The organism is Streptomyces sp. NPDC003247, from assembly GCF_042888135.1.
Classification (GTDB): Bacteria; Actinomycetota; Actinomycetes; order Streptomycetales; family Streptomycetaceae; genus Streptomyces.
The window spans coordinates 135,369-152,367 of the sequence record NZ_JBIAPF010000001.1 but is presented as its reverse complement, the minus strand read 5'-3'; the positions used below and the strand labels follow the sequence as shown (position 1 = coordinate 152,367).

The 16,999-nt window shown below is 71.9% G+C and carries 13 protein-coding genes; 7 read left to right on the top strand and 6 right to left on the bottom strand.

The window, feature by feature from the left end:
- Positions 1-134 precede the first annotated feature (134 nt).
- Positions 135-1,721, top strand: coding sequence for a Na+/H+ antiporter (locus tag ACFYWQ_RS00640; RefSeq protein ID WP_389511569.1), 1,587 nt, complete (start codon positions 135-137; stop codon positions 1,719-1,721).
- 114 nt (positions 1,722-1,835) lie between these two features.
- On the opposite strand, the gene ACFYWQ_RS00635 is transcribed toward ACFYWQ_RS00640, so the two are convergent.
- Complete coding sequence (locus ACFYWQ_RS00635; protein ID WP_389511568.1) at positions 1,836-2,957, bottom strand: mechanosensitive ion channel family protein; 1,122 nt, start codon at positions 2,955-2,957, stop codon at positions 1,836-1,838.
- Positions 2,958-3,079: 122 nt separating this feature from the next.
- Here ACFYWQ_RS00635 and ACFYWQ_RS00630 point away from each other — a divergent pair, with 122 nt between their 5' ends.
- Complete coding sequence (locus ACFYWQ_RS00630) at positions 3,080-3,649, top strand: dienelactone hydrolase family protein (protein WP_389511567.1); 570 nt, start codon at positions 3,080-3,082, stop codon at positions 3,647-3,649.
- 7 nt (positions 3,650-3,656) lie between these two features.
- On the opposite strand, the gene ACFYWQ_RS00625 is transcribed toward ACFYWQ_RS00630, so the two are convergent.
- The 4 genes from ACFYWQ_RS00625 to ACFYWQ_RS00610 all read right to left on the bottom strand — a co-directional run bounded on the left by ACFYWQ_RS00625 (position 3,657) and on the right by ACFYWQ_RS00610 (position 8,427).
- Entirely contained in the window at positions 3,657-5,336 is a 1,680-nt protein-coding gene (locus tag ACFYWQ_RS00625; protein ID WP_389511566.1) for an alkaline phosphatase D family protein, read from the bottom strand.
- 81 nt (positions 5,337-5,417) lie between these two features.
- On the bottom strand, positions 5,418-6,230 hold the full coding sequence (locus tag ACFYWQ_RS00620; protein ID WP_389511565.1) for a thioredoxin domain-containing protein: 813 nt from the start codon (positions 6,228-6,230) through the stop codon (positions 5,418-5,420).
- Between the two features lie 110 nt (positions 6,231-6,340).
- A complete protein-coding gene (locus ACFYWQ_RS00615; RefSeq protein ID WP_389511564.1) occupies positions 6,341-7,033 on the bottom strand; it encodes a hypothetical protein in 693 nt (230 codons plus the stop codon).
- Between the two features lie 68 nt (positions 7,034-7,101).
- A complete protein-coding gene (locus ACFYWQ_RS00610; RefSeq protein WP_389511563.1) occupies positions 7,102-8,427 on the bottom strand; it encodes a DUF2252 domain-containing protein in 1,326 nt (441 codons plus the stop codon).
- A gap of 202 nt (positions 8,428-8,629) precedes the next feature.
- Here ACFYWQ_RS00610 and dnaE point away from each other — a divergent pair, with 202 nt between their 5' ends.
- Entirely contained in the window at positions 8,630-12,169 is a 3,540-nt protein-coding gene (dnaE, locus tag ACFYWQ_RS00605; protein ID WP_389511562.1) for a DNA polymerase III subunit alpha, read from the top strand.
- Between the two features lie 84 nt (positions 12,170-12,253).
- On the opposite strand, the gene ACFYWQ_RS00600 is transcribed toward dnaE, so the two are convergent.
- A complete protein-coding gene (locus ACFYWQ_RS00600) occupies positions 12,254-12,421 on the bottom strand; it encodes a hypothetical protein (protein WP_389511561.1) in 168 nt (55 codons plus the stop codon).
- Between the two features lie 224 nt (positions 12,422-12,645).
- On the opposite strand from ACFYWQ_RS00600, the gene ACFYWQ_RS00595 reads away from it, so the two are divergent.
- The 4 genes from ACFYWQ_RS00595 to ACFYWQ_RS00580 all read left to right on the top strand — a co-directional run bounded on the left by ACFYWQ_RS00595 (position 12,646) and on the right by ACFYWQ_RS00580 (position 16,560).
- Complete coding sequence (locus tag ACFYWQ_RS00595; RefSeq protein ID WP_389511560.1) at positions 12,646-13,860, top strand: NYN domain-containing protein; 1,215 nt, start codon at positions 12,646-12,648, stop codon at positions 13,858-13,860.
- A gap of 109 nt (positions 13,861-13,969) precedes the next feature.
- Positions 13,970-14,944 (top strand): ABC transporter ATP-binding protein, encoded by a 975-nt coding sequence (locus ACFYWQ_RS00590; RefSeq protein ID WP_389512838.1) that lies wholly within the window; start codon positions 13,970-13,972, stop codon positions 14,942-14,944.
- A gap of 73 nt (positions 14,945-15,017) precedes the next feature.
- Entirely contained in the window at positions 15,018-15,842 is an 825-nt protein-coding gene (locus ACFYWQ_RS00585) for an ABC transporter permease (RefSeq protein ID WP_389511559.1), read from the top strand.
- A gap of 34 nt (positions 15,843-15,876) precedes the next feature.
- Entirely contained in the window at positions 15,877-16,560 is a 684-nt protein-coding gene (locus ACFYWQ_RS00580; RefSeq protein WP_389511558.1) for an AAA family ATPase, read from the top strand.
- The last annotated feature ends 439 nt before the right edge of the window (positions 16,561-16,999 follow it).

Here is a 16,999-nt window from a genome sequence, read left to right as displayed (position 1 = left end):
GAGCGGAAGCCGTGCTCCCGGTGCCCAACGGGGACCGCAGGCCGTGCCCCCGGTGCCGAACGGGCTGGTGACGGGCGTGGCGTGGCAGGCTGGAAGGCAGCCCTGTGACGTCGCGACCCCCCGGAGCACTGACCGTGGATCAGTTGGCCCTGCTGTTCGTCCTGTTGCTCGGGGCCGTGGTGAGCGTCCCGCTCGGGGACCGGTGGGGGCTGCCCGCACCGGTCCTGATGACGCTGCTGGGGATCGTGCTCGCGCTCGCGGACTTCGTGCCCGACGTAAACGTCCCGCCCGACCTGATCCTGCCGCTGCTGCTGCCGCCCCTGCTGTACGCGGCGGTCCGGCGGACCTCCTGGCGGCAGTTCGCGGCGAACAAACGGCCGATCTTCCTGCTGGCCGTGGCACTGGTGTTCGTCACGACGATGTGCGTGGCCGCCGTCGCCCACTCGATCGTGCCGGGGCTGCCGATCGCCGCGGCCGTCGCGCTCGGGGCGCTCGTCGCGCCGCCCGACCCGGTCGCCGCCACCGCCGTGGCCGGGCAGCTCGGGCTGCCCCGCAGGCTGGTGTCCATCCTGGAGGGCGAGGGGCTGTTCAACGACGTCACGGCCATCGTCCTCTACCACGTGGCGATCACCGCCGCCGTGAGCGGCACCTTCTCGCCGTGGCGGGCCGGGCTGGACCTGGTGCTCTCCGCGGTGGTGGCGGTGGCGGTCGGACTCGCGCTCGGGTGGGGCGCCAACAAACTGATGGACCTGCTCGGGGACGCGACGCTCCAGATCGGGCTGACGCTGCTGGTGCCGTACGCGTCGTACGTGCTGGCGGAGGAGTTCCACGGGTCCGGGGTGCTCGCCGTGCTCACCACCGCGCTGTTCCTCGCCGAGTACGCCACCGATCCCGACGACGTGATGACCCGGCTCGCCGGGCACACCTTCTGGGACATCGTCGACACGCTGGTCACGGGCGTCGCGTTCGGGCTGATCGGGCTGGAACTGCACAACGCCGTGCGGACCGCGTCCGGACGGTGGGGGGAGATGCTCGGCTGGGCGGGCGCGGTGGTCGGGGTCGTGGTGCTGGTACGGCTGCTGTGGCTGCTGCCGGCCACCTGGCTCACCCAGCGCCTGCACCGCCGGCGGGACCGCGACGAGGAGATCCCGATGAGCTGGCGGGAGACCGTCGTCATGTGGTGGGCGGGGATGCGCGGGGTGGCCTCGGTGGCGCTGGCGCTCGCGGTCCCGTTGCAGACCGAGGCGGGGGAGGCCTTCCCCGACCGGGACGAGATCGTGTTCATCGCGTTCGGGGTGATCATGGGCACGCTGGTGTTGCAGGGGCTGACCCTGCCGTGGCTCGTCAAACGGCTCGGGGTGCGGGCGGACACCGACCGGGAGAAGGAGTTCGAGAGGGAACTGGCCGTGCGGGCGGCGCGGGCGGCCAAGCGCAGGCTGAAGGAGATCGAGGCCGAGGAGGAGCTGCCGGAGGAGCTGTCCGAGCAGATGGTGCGGCGGGCGTTCGACATCGGCCTGCGGATCAGCCCGGACCTGGGGGAGGACGAGCGGCGGGAGGCGCACCGGCAGCGGGCGCGCCGGCTGAAGCGGGTACGGCGCATCCAGGGGGAGATGCTGAGCGCCGCGCGGCACGAGGTGGTGGCGGCGCGGAGCGAGCCGGGCGCGGACCCGGAGATCGTGGACCGGGTGCTGCGCCACCTCGACGTGCGCAGTCTTCGGTGAGGGGGCGTCTGCGGTGGGGGCGCGGGGACGGCCTCCCGGTCCCGATCTCCCCACCCGCCCCTTCCTAGCCTCCGGAGGGCCGGGCGGATGGGACGGGCGGGGAGACCGCGCCGGTCAGCGGTCCACGCGCGGCGACTCGTGGACGCGGCGCTGGCGGGGGGCGACCGCGCCGTCGGGGAACGCCAGCCCGTTCGAACGGCCCGGCGGCAGCGTCGCGTCCGCGGTGTTGACGCGGGGCAGCGCGTAGGGGTGCTCCTCGCACAGCCAGCGGACCATCCGCTCCCGGACGGTGACCCGCACCGTCCAGATGTCGTCGGCGTCCTTGGCCGTCACCAGGGCCCTGACCTGCAAGGTGTTCGGGGTGGTGTCCGTGACGTCGAGGCCGTAGGCGCGGCCGTCCCAGGCCGGGCACTCGCGCAGCACGTCCCGCAGCTTCTCCCGCATGGCGTCCAGCGGGGCCGAGTGGTCCACGTGCCAGTACACGGTGCCGGTCATCTGGGGAGTGCCCCGCGACCAGTTCTCGAACGGCTTGGACGTGAAGTACGAGACGGGCATCGTGATCCGGCGCTCGTCCCAGGTCCGCACGGTCAGGAAGGTCAGGGTGATCTCCTCGACCGTGCCCCACTCCCCGTCGACGACGACCGTGTCGCCGATGCGCACCATGTCGCCGAAGGCGATCTGGAAGCCGGCGAACATGTTGCTCAGCGTCGACTGGGCGGCGACACCGGCGACGATGCCGAGGATGCCGGCGGAGGCCAGCAGCGAGGCGCCCGCGGCGCGGAACGCCGGGAACGTCAGCAGCATCGCCGCCACCGCCACCACGCCGACGACCGCCGAGACGACCCGCATGATCAGCGACACCTGGGTGCGGACGCGCCGAACCCGGGCCGCGTCGCGGTGGACGCGCGCGTAACGGCTGTACGACGTCTCCACGACCGCGGCGGCCATACGGATCGCCAGCCACGCCGCGGCCCCGATCAGGACCAGGGTGAGCGTCCGGCCGACCGCGACCCGGTGCTCCTGGAGCAGCTCGGCCTCGTCGTAGGACCCTCTCAGCAGCGCGGCGCACAGCACGAGCTGGTAGGGGATGCGGCCCCGGCGCAGCAGCCCCCACAGGGGCGTCTCGGGATGGCGTCGGTCGGCCTTGGACAGCAGCAGGTCGGTGGCCCAGCCGATGAACAGCGTCACCAGGACCGAGCCGCCGACCACGATCAGTGGGCGGAGCAGGTTCTCCATGCCTTCGAACGTAACCGGCAGGGCGGGGTCGTGAACATGCGGTTCGTGTGAAGAGGCCCACGGACCGTGTGACGGTACGCGGCCCGTGCGGTGCTGTCGGTGCCGGCTGGCACCATGGCCCCATGAACATCATGCTCTTCCATTCGACCTATGGACTGCGCCCCGCGGTGCGGGCGGCGGCGGACCGGCTGCGCGCCGCCGGCCACGAGGTGTGGACGCCGGACCTCTTCGCGGGCAGCACGTTCGACACGGTCGAGGAGGGCATGGCCCACAAGGAGGGGACCGGCAAGGACGAGCTGCTGAGGCGAGCCGTCCTGGCCGCGGCGCCCTACTCGGAGCGGGGACTGGTCTACGCCGGGTTCTCGCTGGGCGCGTCGATCGCCCAGACCCTCGCCCTCGGTGACGACAAGGCCCGCGGACTGCTCCTCCTGCACGGCACGTCCGACCTCGCGCCGAACGTCTCGGTGGACGAGCTGCCGGTCCAGCTGCACGTGGCCGAACCGGACCCGTTCGAGACGGACGACTGGCTGAGCGCCTGGTACCTCCAGATGCGCAGAGCGGGCGCCGACGTGGAGGTCTACCGGTACGCCGGGGCCGGCCACCTGTACACCGACCCCGGCCTGCCCGACTACGACGAGGAGGCGGCCGAGGCCACCTGGCGGGTGGCCCTCGGGTTCCTCGACAGCCTGTAGCCGGCGGCTACACCGGGTCGTACGTCCGCTCGACCTGCTGCGTGCCGCTGCGGGTGCGGTAGGAGCGGGACCAGGACGAGCCGGCGTCCGCCCGCGTGCGGCCGGCGACCACGTAGTAGTCCATCTGCGCGCGCTCGGCGGTGACGTCCAGGACGCCGTAGCCGTGCCGGTCGGTGTCGACCCAGTGGACGTGGCGGTTGGCGGCCTTGATGACCGGCGCGGCGATCGCGGAGACGGTGCCCTCGGGGACGTTCACCAGGTCGTCGAGGTTGTCGGAGGTCACCGAGGTGACGACGAACTCGGTGGCGGCCGAGGCGGACAGCGGGTAGGTCCCGGCGTCCACGGGCACGTCGTTGGCCCACGCCATGTGGATGTCGCCGGTCAGGAAGACCGTGTTGCGGACGGCGTTCGCGCGCAGGTGGGCGAGGAGCTCCCGGCGGTCGGCGGTGTAGCCGTCCCACTGGTCGGTGTTGAGGGCCAGGCCCTCCCGGGGCAGGCCGAGCAGCTCGGCGAGCGGCGCGAGCAGGTCGGCGGAGAGCGAGCCGACGGCGAACGGCGAGATCATCACCGAGTTGCCGACCAGCCGCCAGGTGGTGTCGGAGGCCGTCAGCCCGGCCTTGAGCCAGTCCAGTTGGGCGCGGCCGGTGAGCGTGCGGTCCGGGTCGTCGACGCCGCCGTCGCCGGCGGAGACCTGCTGGGAGCGGAAGGAGCGCAGGTCCAGCAGGGACAGGTCGGCGAGCCTGCCGAAGCGCAGGCGGCGGTAGGTGGTGCCCGCCAGCGCCGGCCGGACCGGCATCCACTCGAAGTAGGCCTGCTTGGCGGCCGCCTGACGGGCCGACCAGGTGCCCTCGGTGCCCTCGGTGTGGTTCTCGGCGCCGCCCGACCAGGCGTCGTTGGCGATCTCGTGGTCGTCCCAGATCGCCACGACGGGGGCCGCGGCGTGCAGGGCCTGGAGGTCGGGGTCGGTCTTGTACCTGCCGTGCCGGGTCCGGTAGTCGGCGAGGGTGAGGATCTCGTGCGCCGGCGCGTGCTGCCGTACGACCGTGCCGCGCGTGCCGTACTCGCCGGTGCCGTACTCGTAGATGTAGTCGCCGAGGTGCAGCCAGGCGTCGAGGTCGCCGCGGGCGGCGAGGTGGCGGTAGGGGGAGAAGTAGCCGGCCTCCCAGTTGGCGCAGGAGACCACGCCGAAGCGGAGACCCGCCACGGACGCGTCCGCCGCCGGCGCGGTGCGGGTGCGCGCCACCGGGGAGTCGGTCCCGCCGGCCGAGAAGCGGAACCAGTAGTCGGTGGCCGGTTCCAGGCCGCGTACGTCGGCCTTGACGGTGTGGTCGGAGGCGGCGGTCGCGGTGACGGAACCCTTCGCCACGACGGTGGTCAGCGCCTTGTCCCGCGCGACGATCCACTCGACCTCGGTGTCCGGGCCGAGCCCGGAGCCGGGTATCGCCTCCGCGGTGGGCGTCACCCGGGTCCACAGCAGGACGCCGTCGGGCAGCGGGTCGCCGGAGGCGAGGCCGTGCAGGAAGACGGGGGCCTCGGCGGCGCGGGCCGGCGGCGCGGCGGCGAACGGGCCGGCCAGGGCCGCGGTGGCGGCGGCGGCCTTGACGACCGAACGGCGGCGCGGCGCGGGCGGTTCGGCGCGTCCGGGCAGTGCCTCGGAACCCTCTGTCGATCTGTGTCGTCTGGTCACGGGCGATGAGATTACTGACCAGTACAACGGAAGAGCGGGCGAACCGGCAAGAGTTCGCCCGCTCTTCGGCCGCGCGTCGGATCAGGCCGTGAGGGCCGCCTCGATCGCGGTGGTGAAGTCGGCCACCGTCATCGGCGCGTTCTGGCCGTCGGAGCCGGTCAGCGTCTTGCCGTCCATCTTCAGCGTCGGGGTGCCCGACACGCCGCTGTCGTCGAACGTCGCGGACATCTCCAGGGCCCACTTGTCGTAGGTGCCGTTCTTCACGGCGTTCTGGAACTTGGTGTTGCCCTTCAGCGCGGAGACCGTGTTCGCCACCTTGATCAGGTAGCTGTCGTCCTTGAACTTGTCGTCGGTCTCCTCGGGGTGGTACTTCGCCGAGTACAGCGCGGTCTTGTACTCGAGGAACGCCTCGGGGCTGACGTTCAGCGCGGCGCCCAGGGCGCTCAGCGCGTTCTTGGAGCCCTCGCCGGTCAGGCTGTTGTCGAGGAAGGTGGCCCCGACGTACTGGATCTTGTACTTGCCGGCGTCGTAGTCCGACTTCACCGTCGCGCCGACGGTCTGCTCGAACTGGGCGCAGATCGGGCAGCGCGGGTCCTCGTACATCGTGAGCGTCTTCTCGGCGGTGCTCTTGCCGATGACGACCGTGGTGCCGTTCTTGCCGCTGGTGTTGGCCGGCTTGACCAGCTTGTCGTTCTTGGCCTCTTCCCAGTAGGTGGGCTTGTTGGCCTGGACGACGGCGTAACCTATGCCGCCCGCGATCGCCAGCACGCCGACGACCGAGCAGGCCACGACGACCTGCCGCTTGACCTTGGCCCGCTTGGCCTGGCGCTCACGTTCGAGGCGCAGCCGCTCGCGGGCCGCCGTCTTCGCCGCCTGGGTGTTCCGCTTGCTCATGTGGGTGTTCTCCCTGTGGGACGCGCACGGGAGGTGCGCGGGAAACGTGTGAGGGGACTGTCGTGCTCGGCTGCCGCGGCCACGGGCGTGGCGGCGGGCAGCGGGGTCGTTCAGACGAAGGCGACCGAGCGCGGCGGTCCGCGCCGTCCCAGGGAGTGCACGAGGATCAGGGCGCGGGAGGTGGCGGTACGGGGCGTGGGCCGCGGCGGACGGCGGGCCGCCGGGGCACGCCGTACGGTCACGGCGGAGACGGCCAGCAGCAGCGGACGGAACGTGGTCGCCGCCGCAGCCTCCAGAAGCCGGCCCAGCGCCCGCTCGCCCCGGCGCAGCCAGGCGGCCGCGGTCAGGCCGATGGCGATGTGCGCGGCGAGCAGCAGCCAGGAGGTGGCGGGGTCGGCGTGCGCGAGCACCCCGACCAGCCGGTCCGGGTCGGTGCCGGCGACCTGCGCCAACGGGGTCCCGACCGGGGTGCCGTCACCGCACAGCACGTCCCAGCCGACCGAGGCCAGCGGCCCGGCGACCGGGCCGCCCGCACGGCCGTAGCAGACGTGCTGCCCGGTGGTGAAGACGGTGTCGGCGGCCAGTTCCAGCGGGACCAGCAGGCCGGCGATCCGCCCGAAGCCGCGCTCGCGGCCCGCGAGGGCGTACGCGAGGACGAACACGGCGGCCGCGACGGCGGCCACCGTGTTGAGGGGCAGCGGGGCTCGGGACAGCAGGACGTGCGACGCGGTGCTGAGCGTCACGACGAAGGCCGTGAACAGCGCCGCGCGTACGGCTCTGAGTCGGGTCCCGGATATGTCCATGGCGGAGGAGAGTGTGTCACGCGCTCCTGTAAGGGACCGCTAAAGGGTCCCTGTGAGAGCCCTTTCCGTCACAGACCCGGAATCCGGCCGTTGCGGAACAGGTCGACGAAGATCTGGTGGTCCGCACGGGCACGTGCGCCGTAGGAGTGCGCGAAGTCCACCAGCAGGGGCGCGAAGCCGTCCTCGTCGGCGGCGATGGCCGCGTCGATGGCCCGCTCGGTGGAGAACGGCACCAGGGACTCGCCGGAGGTGTCGTCGGCCGCCGCGTGCATCGCGGCCGTGGCCCGCCCCAGGTCGGCGACGACCGCCGCGATCTCCTCGGGGTCGTCGATGTCGCCCCAGTCCAGGTCGACGGCGTACGGCGAGACCTCGGCGACCAGCTGGCCCGCGCCGTCCAGCTCGGTCCAGCCCAGCCACGGGTCGGCGTGTGCCTGGAGGGCGCGCTGGGAGATCACCGTGCGGTGGCCCTCGTGCCGGAAGTAGTCGCGGATCGCCGGATCGGTGACGTGCCGGGAGACGGCCGGGGTCTGGGCCTGCTTGATGTAGATCACCACGTCGTTCTCCAGGGCGTCGCTGTGGCCCTCCAGGAGGATGTTGTACGACGGCAGGCCGGCCGAGCCGATGCCGATGCCGCGCCGCCCGACGACGTCCTTCACCCGGTAGGAGTCCGGGCGGGCCAGCGACGTCTCCGGCAGCGTCTCCAGGTAGCCGTCGAAGGCGGCCAGGACCTTGTAGCGCGTGGCCGCGTCCAGCTCGATGGAGCCGCCCCCGGGCGCGAAGCGGCGCTCGAAGTCGCGGATCTCGGTCATGGAGTCCAGCAGCCCGAACCGGGTCAGGGAACGGGCGTCGCGCAGGGCGTCCAGCAGCGGGCCCTGGGCGGTGTCCAGGGTGAACGGCGGCACCTCGTCGTCCTTGGCGCCGGTGGCCAGCGCGCGGATCCGCTCGCGGTACGCGCCCGCGTACACCTCCACCAGGTCGGTGATCTGGTCGTCGCCGAGCGCCTTGGCGTACCCGATGAGGGCGATCGAGGCGGCGAAGCGCTTCAGGTCCCAGGTGAAGGGGCCGACGTACGCCTCGTCGAAGTCGTTGACGTTGAAGATCAGGCGGCCGGTGGCGTCCATGTAGGTGCCGAAGTTCTCCGCGTGCAGGTCGCCGTGGATCCACACGCGCGAGGTGCGCTCGTCGAGGTACGGGCCGCCCCTCTTCTCCTCGTCTAGGTCGTGGTAGAACAGCGCCGCCGTACCCCGGTAGAACGCGAACGCCGAGGCCGCCATCTTCCGGAACTTCACGCGGAACGCGGCCGGGTCGGCGGCCAGGAGCGCGCCGAAGGCGGTGTCGAAGACGGCGAGGATCTCCTCGCCGCGAGGCTCGTCGTTGAGCTGCGGGACCGACATCGCGGGGTGCCTCCTGGTGCATGACATGTACGACAGCGTTTCTGTCGTATCCAACGGGCCGGGGTGTGTGAAAGTGCCCACGGCCCTCGCTGAAGGTACGCGGGGGAACCCTCGGGGTGTCAGTGGCGAGGCATAGACTTCGACGCTGACCCCCGGACTGTCCGCCGGTCCGTCGTCGTCTGTTTCCCTGGGAGGCCCCGCCGTGTCGAAGCCGCCGTTCACGCACCTGCACGTCCACACCCAGTACTCGCTGCTGGACGGTGCCGCGCGGCTGAAGGACATGTTCAACGCGTGCAACGAGATGGGCATGACCCACATCGCCATGTCCGACCACGGCAACCTCCACGGGGCGTACGACTTCTTCCACACCGCGAAGAAGGCCGGAGTCACCCCGATCATCGGGATCGAGGCGTACGTCGCCCCCGAGTCGCGGCGGAACAAGCGCAAGATCCAGTGGGGCCAGCCGCACCAGAAGCGGGACGACGTCTCCGGTTCGGGCGGCTACACCCACAAGACGATCTGGGCGGCGAACGCCACCGGTCTGCACAACCTCTTCCGGCTCTCCTCCGACGCCTACGCCGAGGGCTGGCTCCAGAAGTGGCCCCGGATGGACAAGGAGACCATCTCCCAGTGGTCCGAGGGGCTCATCGCCTCCACCGGCTGCCCCTCCGGCGAGCTCCAGACCCGGCTGCGCCTCGGCCAGTACGACGAGGCCCTGAAGGCGGCCGCCGACTACCAGGACATCTTCGGCAAGGACCGCTACTTCCTGGAGCTGATGGACCACGGCATCGAGATCGAGCGCCGGGTCCGCGACGGTCTGCTGGAGATCGGCAAGAAGCTCGGCATCCCGCCGCTGGTGACCAACGACTCGCACTACACCTACGCGCACGAGGCGACCGCGCACGACGCGCTGCTGTGCATCCAGACCGGCAAGAACCTCTCCGACCCCGACCGCTTCAAGTTCGACGGCACCGGCTACTACCTGAAGTCCACGGACGAGATGTACGCCATCGACTCCTCGGACGCCTGGCAGGAGGGCTGCCGCAACACCCTCCTGGTGGCCGAACAGATCGACACCACCGGCATGTTCGAGGCCAGGAACCTCATGCCGAAGTTCGACATCCCCGAGGGCTACACCGAGGTCACCTGGTTCAAGGAGGAGGTCCGCCGGGGCATGGAGCGCCGCTTCCCGGGCGGCATCCCCGAGGACCGGCAGAAGCAGGTCGAGTACGAGATGGACGTCATCATCCAGATGGGGTTCCCGGGGTACTTCCTCGTCGTCGCCGACTTCATCATGTGGGCCAAGAACAACGGCATCGCCGTCGGCCCCGGCCGAGGCTCCGCGGCCGGCTCGATCGTCGCCTACGCCATGGGCATCACCGACCTCGACCCGATCCCGCACGGCCTGATCTTCGAGCGGTTCCTCAACCCCGAGCGCGTCTCCATGCCCGACGTCGACATCGACTTCGACGAGCGCAGGCGCGTCGAGGTGATCAGGTACGTGACGGAGAAGTACGGCGCCGACAAGGTCGCCATGATCGGCACCTACGGCAAGATCAAGGCCAAGAACGCGATCAAGGACTCCGCGCGCGTGCTGGGCTACCCGTACGCGATGGGCGACCGCATCACCAAGGCCATGCCCGCCGACGTCCTCGGCAAGGGCATCGACCTCAACGGCATCACGGACCCCTCCCACCCCCGCTACTCGGAGGCGGGCGAGGTCCGGGGGATGTACGAGAACGAGCCGGACGTGAAGAAGGTCATCGACACCGCCAAGGGCGTCGAGGGCCTGGTCCGGCAGATGGGCGTGCACGCCGCCGGCGTGATCATGTCCAGCGAGACCATCACCGAGCACGTGCCCGTGTGGGTGAGGCACACCGACGGCGTGACCATCACCCAGTGGGACTACCCGAGCTGCGAGTCGCTCGGCCTGCTGAAGATGGACTTCCTCGGCCTGCGCAACCTCACGATCATGGACGACGCCGTCAAGATGGTGAAGTCCAACAAGGGCATCGACATCGATCTGCTGAGCCTGCCGCTCGACGATCCGACGACCTTCGAACTGCTCCAGCGCGGCGACACCCTCGGCGTCTTCCAGTTCGACGGCGGTCCCATGCGCTCGCTGCTGCGCCTGATGAAGCCCGACAACTTCGAAGACATCTCCGCCGTCTCCGCGCTCTACCGTCCCGGCCCGATGGGCATGGACTCGCACACCAACTACGCGCTCCGCAAGAACAAGCTCCAGGAGATCACCCCGATCCACAAGGAGCTGGAGGAACCCCTCGAAGAGGTCCTGGCCGTCACCTACGGCCTGATCGTCTACCAGGAGCAGGTGCAGAAGGCCGCCCAGATCATCGCCGGCTACTCGCTCGGCGAGGCCGACATCCTGCGCCGCGTGATGGGCAAGAAGAAGCCCGACGAACTGGCGAAGAACTTCACCATCTTCCAGGCCGGTGCCCAGAAGAACGGCTACAGCGACGAAGCGATCCAGGCCCTGTGGGACGTGCTGGTGCCGTTCGCCGGCTACGCCTTCAACAAGGCGCACTCGGCCGCGTACGGCCTGGTCTCGTACTGGACCGCCTACCTCAAGGCGAACCACCCCGCCGAGTACATGGCCGCGCTGCTCACCTCGGTCAAGGACGACAAGGACAAGTCGGCCGTCTACCTCAACGAGTGCCGCCGCATGGGCATCAAGGTGCTCCCGCCGAACGTCAACGAGTCGGTGCACAACTTCGCCGCGCAGGGCGACGACGTGATCCTCTTCGGCCTCGAAGCCGTGCGCAACGTCGGCACGAACGTGGTCGAGTCGATCATCAAGAGCCGCAAGGCCAAGGGCAAGTACGCCTCCTTCCCCGACTACCTCGACAAGGTGGAGGCGGTCGCCTGCAACAAGCGCACCACGGAGTCGCTGATCAAGGCGGGGGCGTTCGACACCCTGGGGCACACCCGCAAGGGGCTCACCGCGCACTTCGAGCCGATGATCGACAACGTGGTGGCGGTCAAGCGCAAGGAGGCCGAGGGCCAGTTCGACCTCTTCGGCGGCATGGGCGAGGAGGAGAGCAGCGAGCCCGGCTTCGGCCTCGACGTCGAGTTCACCACCGAGGAGTGGGAGAAGACGTACCTCCTCGCGCAGGAGCGCGAGATGCTCGGCCTGTACGTCTCCGACCACCCGCTGTTCGGCCTGGAGCACGTGCTGTCCGACAAGGCCGACGCGGGCATCGCCCAGCTCACCGGGGGCGAGCACGCCGACGGCGCGGTCGTCACCATCGGCGGCATCATCTCCGGCCTCCAGCGCAAGATGACCAAGCAGGGCAACGCCTGGGCGATCGCCACCGTCGAGGACCTCGCCGGCTCCATCGAGTGCATGTTCTTCCCGGCGACCTACCAGTTGGTGTCCACCCAACTCGTCGAGGACGCCGTGGTGTTCGTCAAGGGCCGCCTCGACAAGCGCGAGGACGTGCCACGGCTCGTCGCCATGGAGCTGATGGTCCCGGACCTGTCCACCGCGGGCACCAACGCGCCGGTGATCCTCACCATCCCGGCCGTCAAGGTCACCCCGCCGATGGTCAGCCGCCTCGGCGAGATCCTCACCCACCACAAGGGCGACAGCGAGGTCCGGATCAAGCTCCAGGGCCCGACCAGGACGACCGTGCTGCGCCTGGACCGGCACCGGGTCAAGCCCGACCCGGCACTCTTCGGCGACCTGAAGGTACTGCTCGGCCCGTCCTGCCTGGCGGGCTGAGCGGACGACACGCGCGAGGGGCGCACCCGGACCCGGGTGCGCCCCTCGGTATCTGCAAGGGCCGCAAAGCCCGTCACCCGGACGCTAGTTGTGACCGAAGCGCTTGCCGCGCCCCTTGCCGTGGGTGACGTCACCGGAGGTCACCTGGGTGGTGCGCTGCTCGTCCTGCGGCTCCAGCGTGGTCTGCTGGGTGCTCTGGCCGGTGCGCTCGGGCTGCGGCTGCTTACGGTCACGGTTCTTGTTCTTGGCCATGGGGATCTGCCTCCTGTTGGGGGTCTAGGGGCCAGGGCCGGATTCAGATTCACATAGCCCGACTTGCCGCGCATGTCGGATAATTACCGTGTGTGACAGGGGTGGTCGGGGTGAACGACGCCGAAACGCCACGCCGAAGATCGAGTTCGGACCGTTAACCTCCGCGCCGTCGGGCAGACTCGAAGCAGGCCCTGAGCAAACCTCCCAGGAAGAGGGTGAGTCGTGTGGACCGCTGCATCGTCCTGGTGGACGCCGGGTATCTGCTGGGGGCCGCCGCGAGTCTCCTCGCCGGAGAGCCGTCGCGGTCCCGGATCACCGTCGACCACGCCGCCCTCGTCCAGGGACTGCGCGAACAGGCCGAGTCCGAGACACAACGGCCGCTGCTGCGCATCTACTGGTTCGACGGCGCCCCCGACCGCGTCCCCCAGCCCGAGCACCGCAGGCTGCGCGTGATGCCCCGGGTGACCGTCCGGCTGGGCGCCCTGACCCGCAGCGACGGCCGCTGGGCGCAGAAGGGCGTCGACGCCGCCATGCACGCCGAACTGACCGAGCTGGCCCGCAACCGCGCCTGCTCCGACGTCGTCCTCGTCACCGGCGACGGCGATCTGCTGCCCGGCATGATGGCCGCCAAGGAACACGGCGTCGCCGTCCACCTGTGGGCCGTCCAGGCCGCCGACGGCGACTACAACCAGTCCGAGGACCTCGTCGCCGAGGCCGACGAGCGGCGCGTCCTGGACCGGACGTGGATCACCAAGGCCGTTCGCGCCAAGGACCTCGGCGGGATCTGCGCGCCGCCGCCCGTGCCCCGCCCCGAGATCGCCGCGATCCTCTCCGCGCCGCTGCCCGACTCCGGGCTCGGCCACGCCGACGGACGGCCGTCCGAGGAGGGCGACCACGCACCCGCGGCCCCCGCCGAAGCACCGCAGGAACGCGTCCCCGCCCCCAAGGGCGTCCCCACCCCCAAGGACCTCGCCGCGCTGCGCGCCCCCGGCCCGCAGGCCGTCCAGCACCCCACGACCGCCACCCTGCGCTGGTCCTCCGACAAGGGCTGGGTCGACCGGCCCGGCGTCGCCGCCGAACCCTCCGAGGCCGCCTCGATGCCCACCCTCGCCCAGCTCACCACCGCCGAGCAGCGTTGGGCCGACCGGGAGGAGGACATCACCACCGTCGGCGGCGACCCGTACGAGGTGGGGCAGGTCTTCGCCCGGCGGTGGATGGAGCGGCTGGGCGACCAGAGCCACCTCCAGAAGCTCTCCGGGATGTATCCGCGCATCCCCCACCGCATCGACGGCGAGCTGCTGCGGTACGCGGCCCGCTTCGGCCTGCTCGCCCACAAGGACGACCAGATCGACGAGCACGACCGCTACGCCATCCGGGCGGGTTTCTGGCGGGAGGTCGACGTGCGCACGGCCGCCGAGCACGCGCCCGCCGGGGACTGAACGGGGCACTCGGGACGCCCCCCCGACGCGAGCGGCGGTCGCCGACCCCTTAGTCTCGTCCTTTGTGAGTACGCGCGCGGCACCGGCAGTCCGCCCCAGGGGCGAGGTCGTGTGTGCCGTGCGCGGCCTGACCAAGACCTACCCGGCGGTGCGGGCCCGGCGCGGCACCCCCGCCACCCCCGAGGTACGCGCCACCGACGACGTACGGCTGGAGGTCCGGCGAGCTGAGATCTTCGGGCTGCTCGGGCCGAACGGGGCCGGCAAGTCCACCCTGGTCCGGCAGATGACCGGGCTGATGCGGCCCGACACGGGCAGTGTGGAGATCCTCGGGCACGACATCGTGCGCCACCCCGAGCGGGCCGCGCGCATCCTCGCCTACCTCGGCCAGGAGTCCACCGCCCTCGACGAGCTCACCGTCTCCCTCGCCGCCGAGACCACCGCACGTCTGCGCGGCCTCGGCGTACGGCAGGCGCGCCGGGAGCGGGACGCGGTGCTCGACGAGCTCGGGCTGACCCCGATCGCCGGGCGGCCGCTGCGCAAGCTGTCCGGCGGGCAGCGGCGGCTCGCCTGCTTCGCGACCGCCCTGGTCGGGGAACGGCCGCTGCTGGTACTGGACGAGCCGACCACGGGCATGGACCCCGTCGCCCGGCGGGCCGTGTGGTCCGCCGTGGACCGGCGGCGCGCCGAGCGCGGCACGACCGTCCTGCTCGTCACCCACAACGTCATCGAGGCCGAGACCGTGCTCGACCGGGTCGCCGTCCTCGACCGGGGCCGGGTCATCGCCTGCGACACGCCCGCCGGGCTCAAGGAGCAGGTCGCGGGCGAGGTACGGGTGGAGCTGGTGTGGCGGGAGCGGGCACCGCTGGACGTGCCCGAGGTCGCCGCGCTGCGCGAACGCGCCGTGGAGTCCGGGCGGCGCTGGACGCTGCGGCTGGCTCCCGAGGAGGCCCGCGCGGTCGTCGCCACCGTCACCGGCGGCGCCGCCTTCGCCGCGCTGGACGACTTCACCCTGGCCACGCCGAGCCTGGAGGACGTCTATCTGGCGCTGGGCGGCGCCGCGGGACAGGGACTGGTGAGGGCTTGAGCGCGACGGCCATCGCATCCGTACCGAACAGGACGACTGACGGAGTGAACTCCGAGAGGGAGAGCAACGCCACGTGAGTGTCGTACCCGCAGGGGTTCTGCCGGGCGGCGTCCGGGCCGTGGACGAGCCGCCGGTCCGGGAGGCGGCCGAGCTCGGGCCGCGTGCCCGGCTGTGGCCGTCGCTGGTCGCCGTGTACCGGGCGCAGCTGTCCCGCGCGCGTGTGGCACGCATCCCGCTGCTGTTCGTCGCGACGTTCCAGTCGGTCGGCATCCTGATCATGATGCGGGGGGTCGTGGACGGCGGGCGCGAGGCGGAGGCCGTGGTGGCCGGCTCGGCGGTCCTCGTCGTCGCCTTCGTCGCGCTGAACCTGCTCGCGCAGTACTTCGGGCAGCTCCGGGCGAGCGGCGGGCTGGACCACTACGCGACGCTCCCCGTGCCGCCCGCGGCCGTGGTGCTGGGCGCGGCCGGCGCGTACGCCTCCTTCACCGTGCCGGGGACGCTGGTGACGGCCGTGTTCGGGTGCGTGCTGTTCGGGCTGCCGCTGACCCATCTGTGGGTGCTCGCGGCGGTGATCCCGCTGGCGGGCGCCGCGCTGTCCGGGCTCGGCGCGGCCTTCGGGCTGCTCGCGCCCCGTCCGGAGCTGGCCACCGTGCTGGGGCAGCTGGGCATGTCGGCGGCGCTGCTCCTCGGCGTGCTGCCGCCCGACCGGATGCCGGAGCCGGTGCGCTTCACCCGTGACCTGCTGCCGTCGACGTACGGCGTCGAGGCCTTCGCGCGGACCTTCCGGCCGAGCCCCGACTGGGCGTTCGTCCTCGGCGACCTCGCGGTCTGCGCGGGTGTCGGCGTCGTCTCGCTGGCCGTCGCCACCTGGGCCTACCGCCGGGCCGCCGTCCGGTGACGCGCCGCCGGGGCGGGCCTGGCACGATGTCAGGGTGACCGCACCGCTGACCCCGCCGCCGCCCCCGCACGAACCCTCCCCGCACCAGGCCTGGCCGCCGGCGCCGGGCGGCCACCCGGGCCCGGCCGGGCCGCCCGCCGCGTACGGCCAGGACGGGCCCGGGATGAAGACCGAGCTGCGGGAAGCCGCCGTGGTCACGGTGCTGGTCGCGCTCGCCGGTGTGCTGCTCGGCCTGCTGTGGGTGTGGCTCGCGCCGCGGGTGCCGCTGGTGGGGGACGTGGCGGACGGCGACTGGGTCGTCTACCTCAAGGACAGCGAGGGTGAGCAGGCTGTCGGCGTGGACGGTACGTTCACGCTGCTGGCGCTGGCCTGCGGCGCCGTGAGCGCGCTGGCCGTGTTCGCCTGGCGGCGGCGCGGCGGCGTGCCGCTGGTGGTGGGGCTGGCCCTGGGCGGTCTGCTCGGCTCGCTCCTGGCCTGGCGCCTGGGCGTCTGGCTGGGCCCCGCCGACGACGTCCTCGCCCAGGCGAAGGAGGCGGGCAAGGGCGTCACGTTCTCGGCCCCCCTCGAACTGGGAGCGAAGAGCGCGCTCCTGACCTGGTCGGTCGCCGCACTGCTGGTCCACCTCGGCCTCCTGGCCCTGTTCGGACCGCGCGACCCGGAGCCCCCCTATGCCGGACAGGGACCGCACCCGAAGCCGCACCAGGGACCGTCCGCGTAAGGACTGGACGCCGGCCGGACGCCCACGGGGACCTTCGTCGGCGCGACGCGCTGTGCGGACGCCCCGGGGGACGCTGGCGCCCGCGGATGGACCGGCGGGCGGACCGTCCCGGCCGGCGGCCGAGCCGGCTGCCACGCCCGGCAGCCACGCCCGGCCGCCACGCCCGGCCGGGACGCCTGGCGGCGCGGCCGCCCGGTCGGACGCCTGGGGCACGCGTGCCCGGTCGGACGCCTGGGCGCGGGACCGGTCGGCGGTACCGCGGGCCGTCGTGGCCGCTGCGGCGGGTCATGGATGGGCTCGGGATCGGGCCGGCAGCCGCTGTCGGCCACCAGCCGAGTGACGACCGGGCCGAGCCCGCTCGGTCGGCCTGTCCGGCAGCACACCTGCCGGACGCCCGTCCGGCGGTGCGCCGGGCCGTGACCTGCGCCGGCTCGGCGCC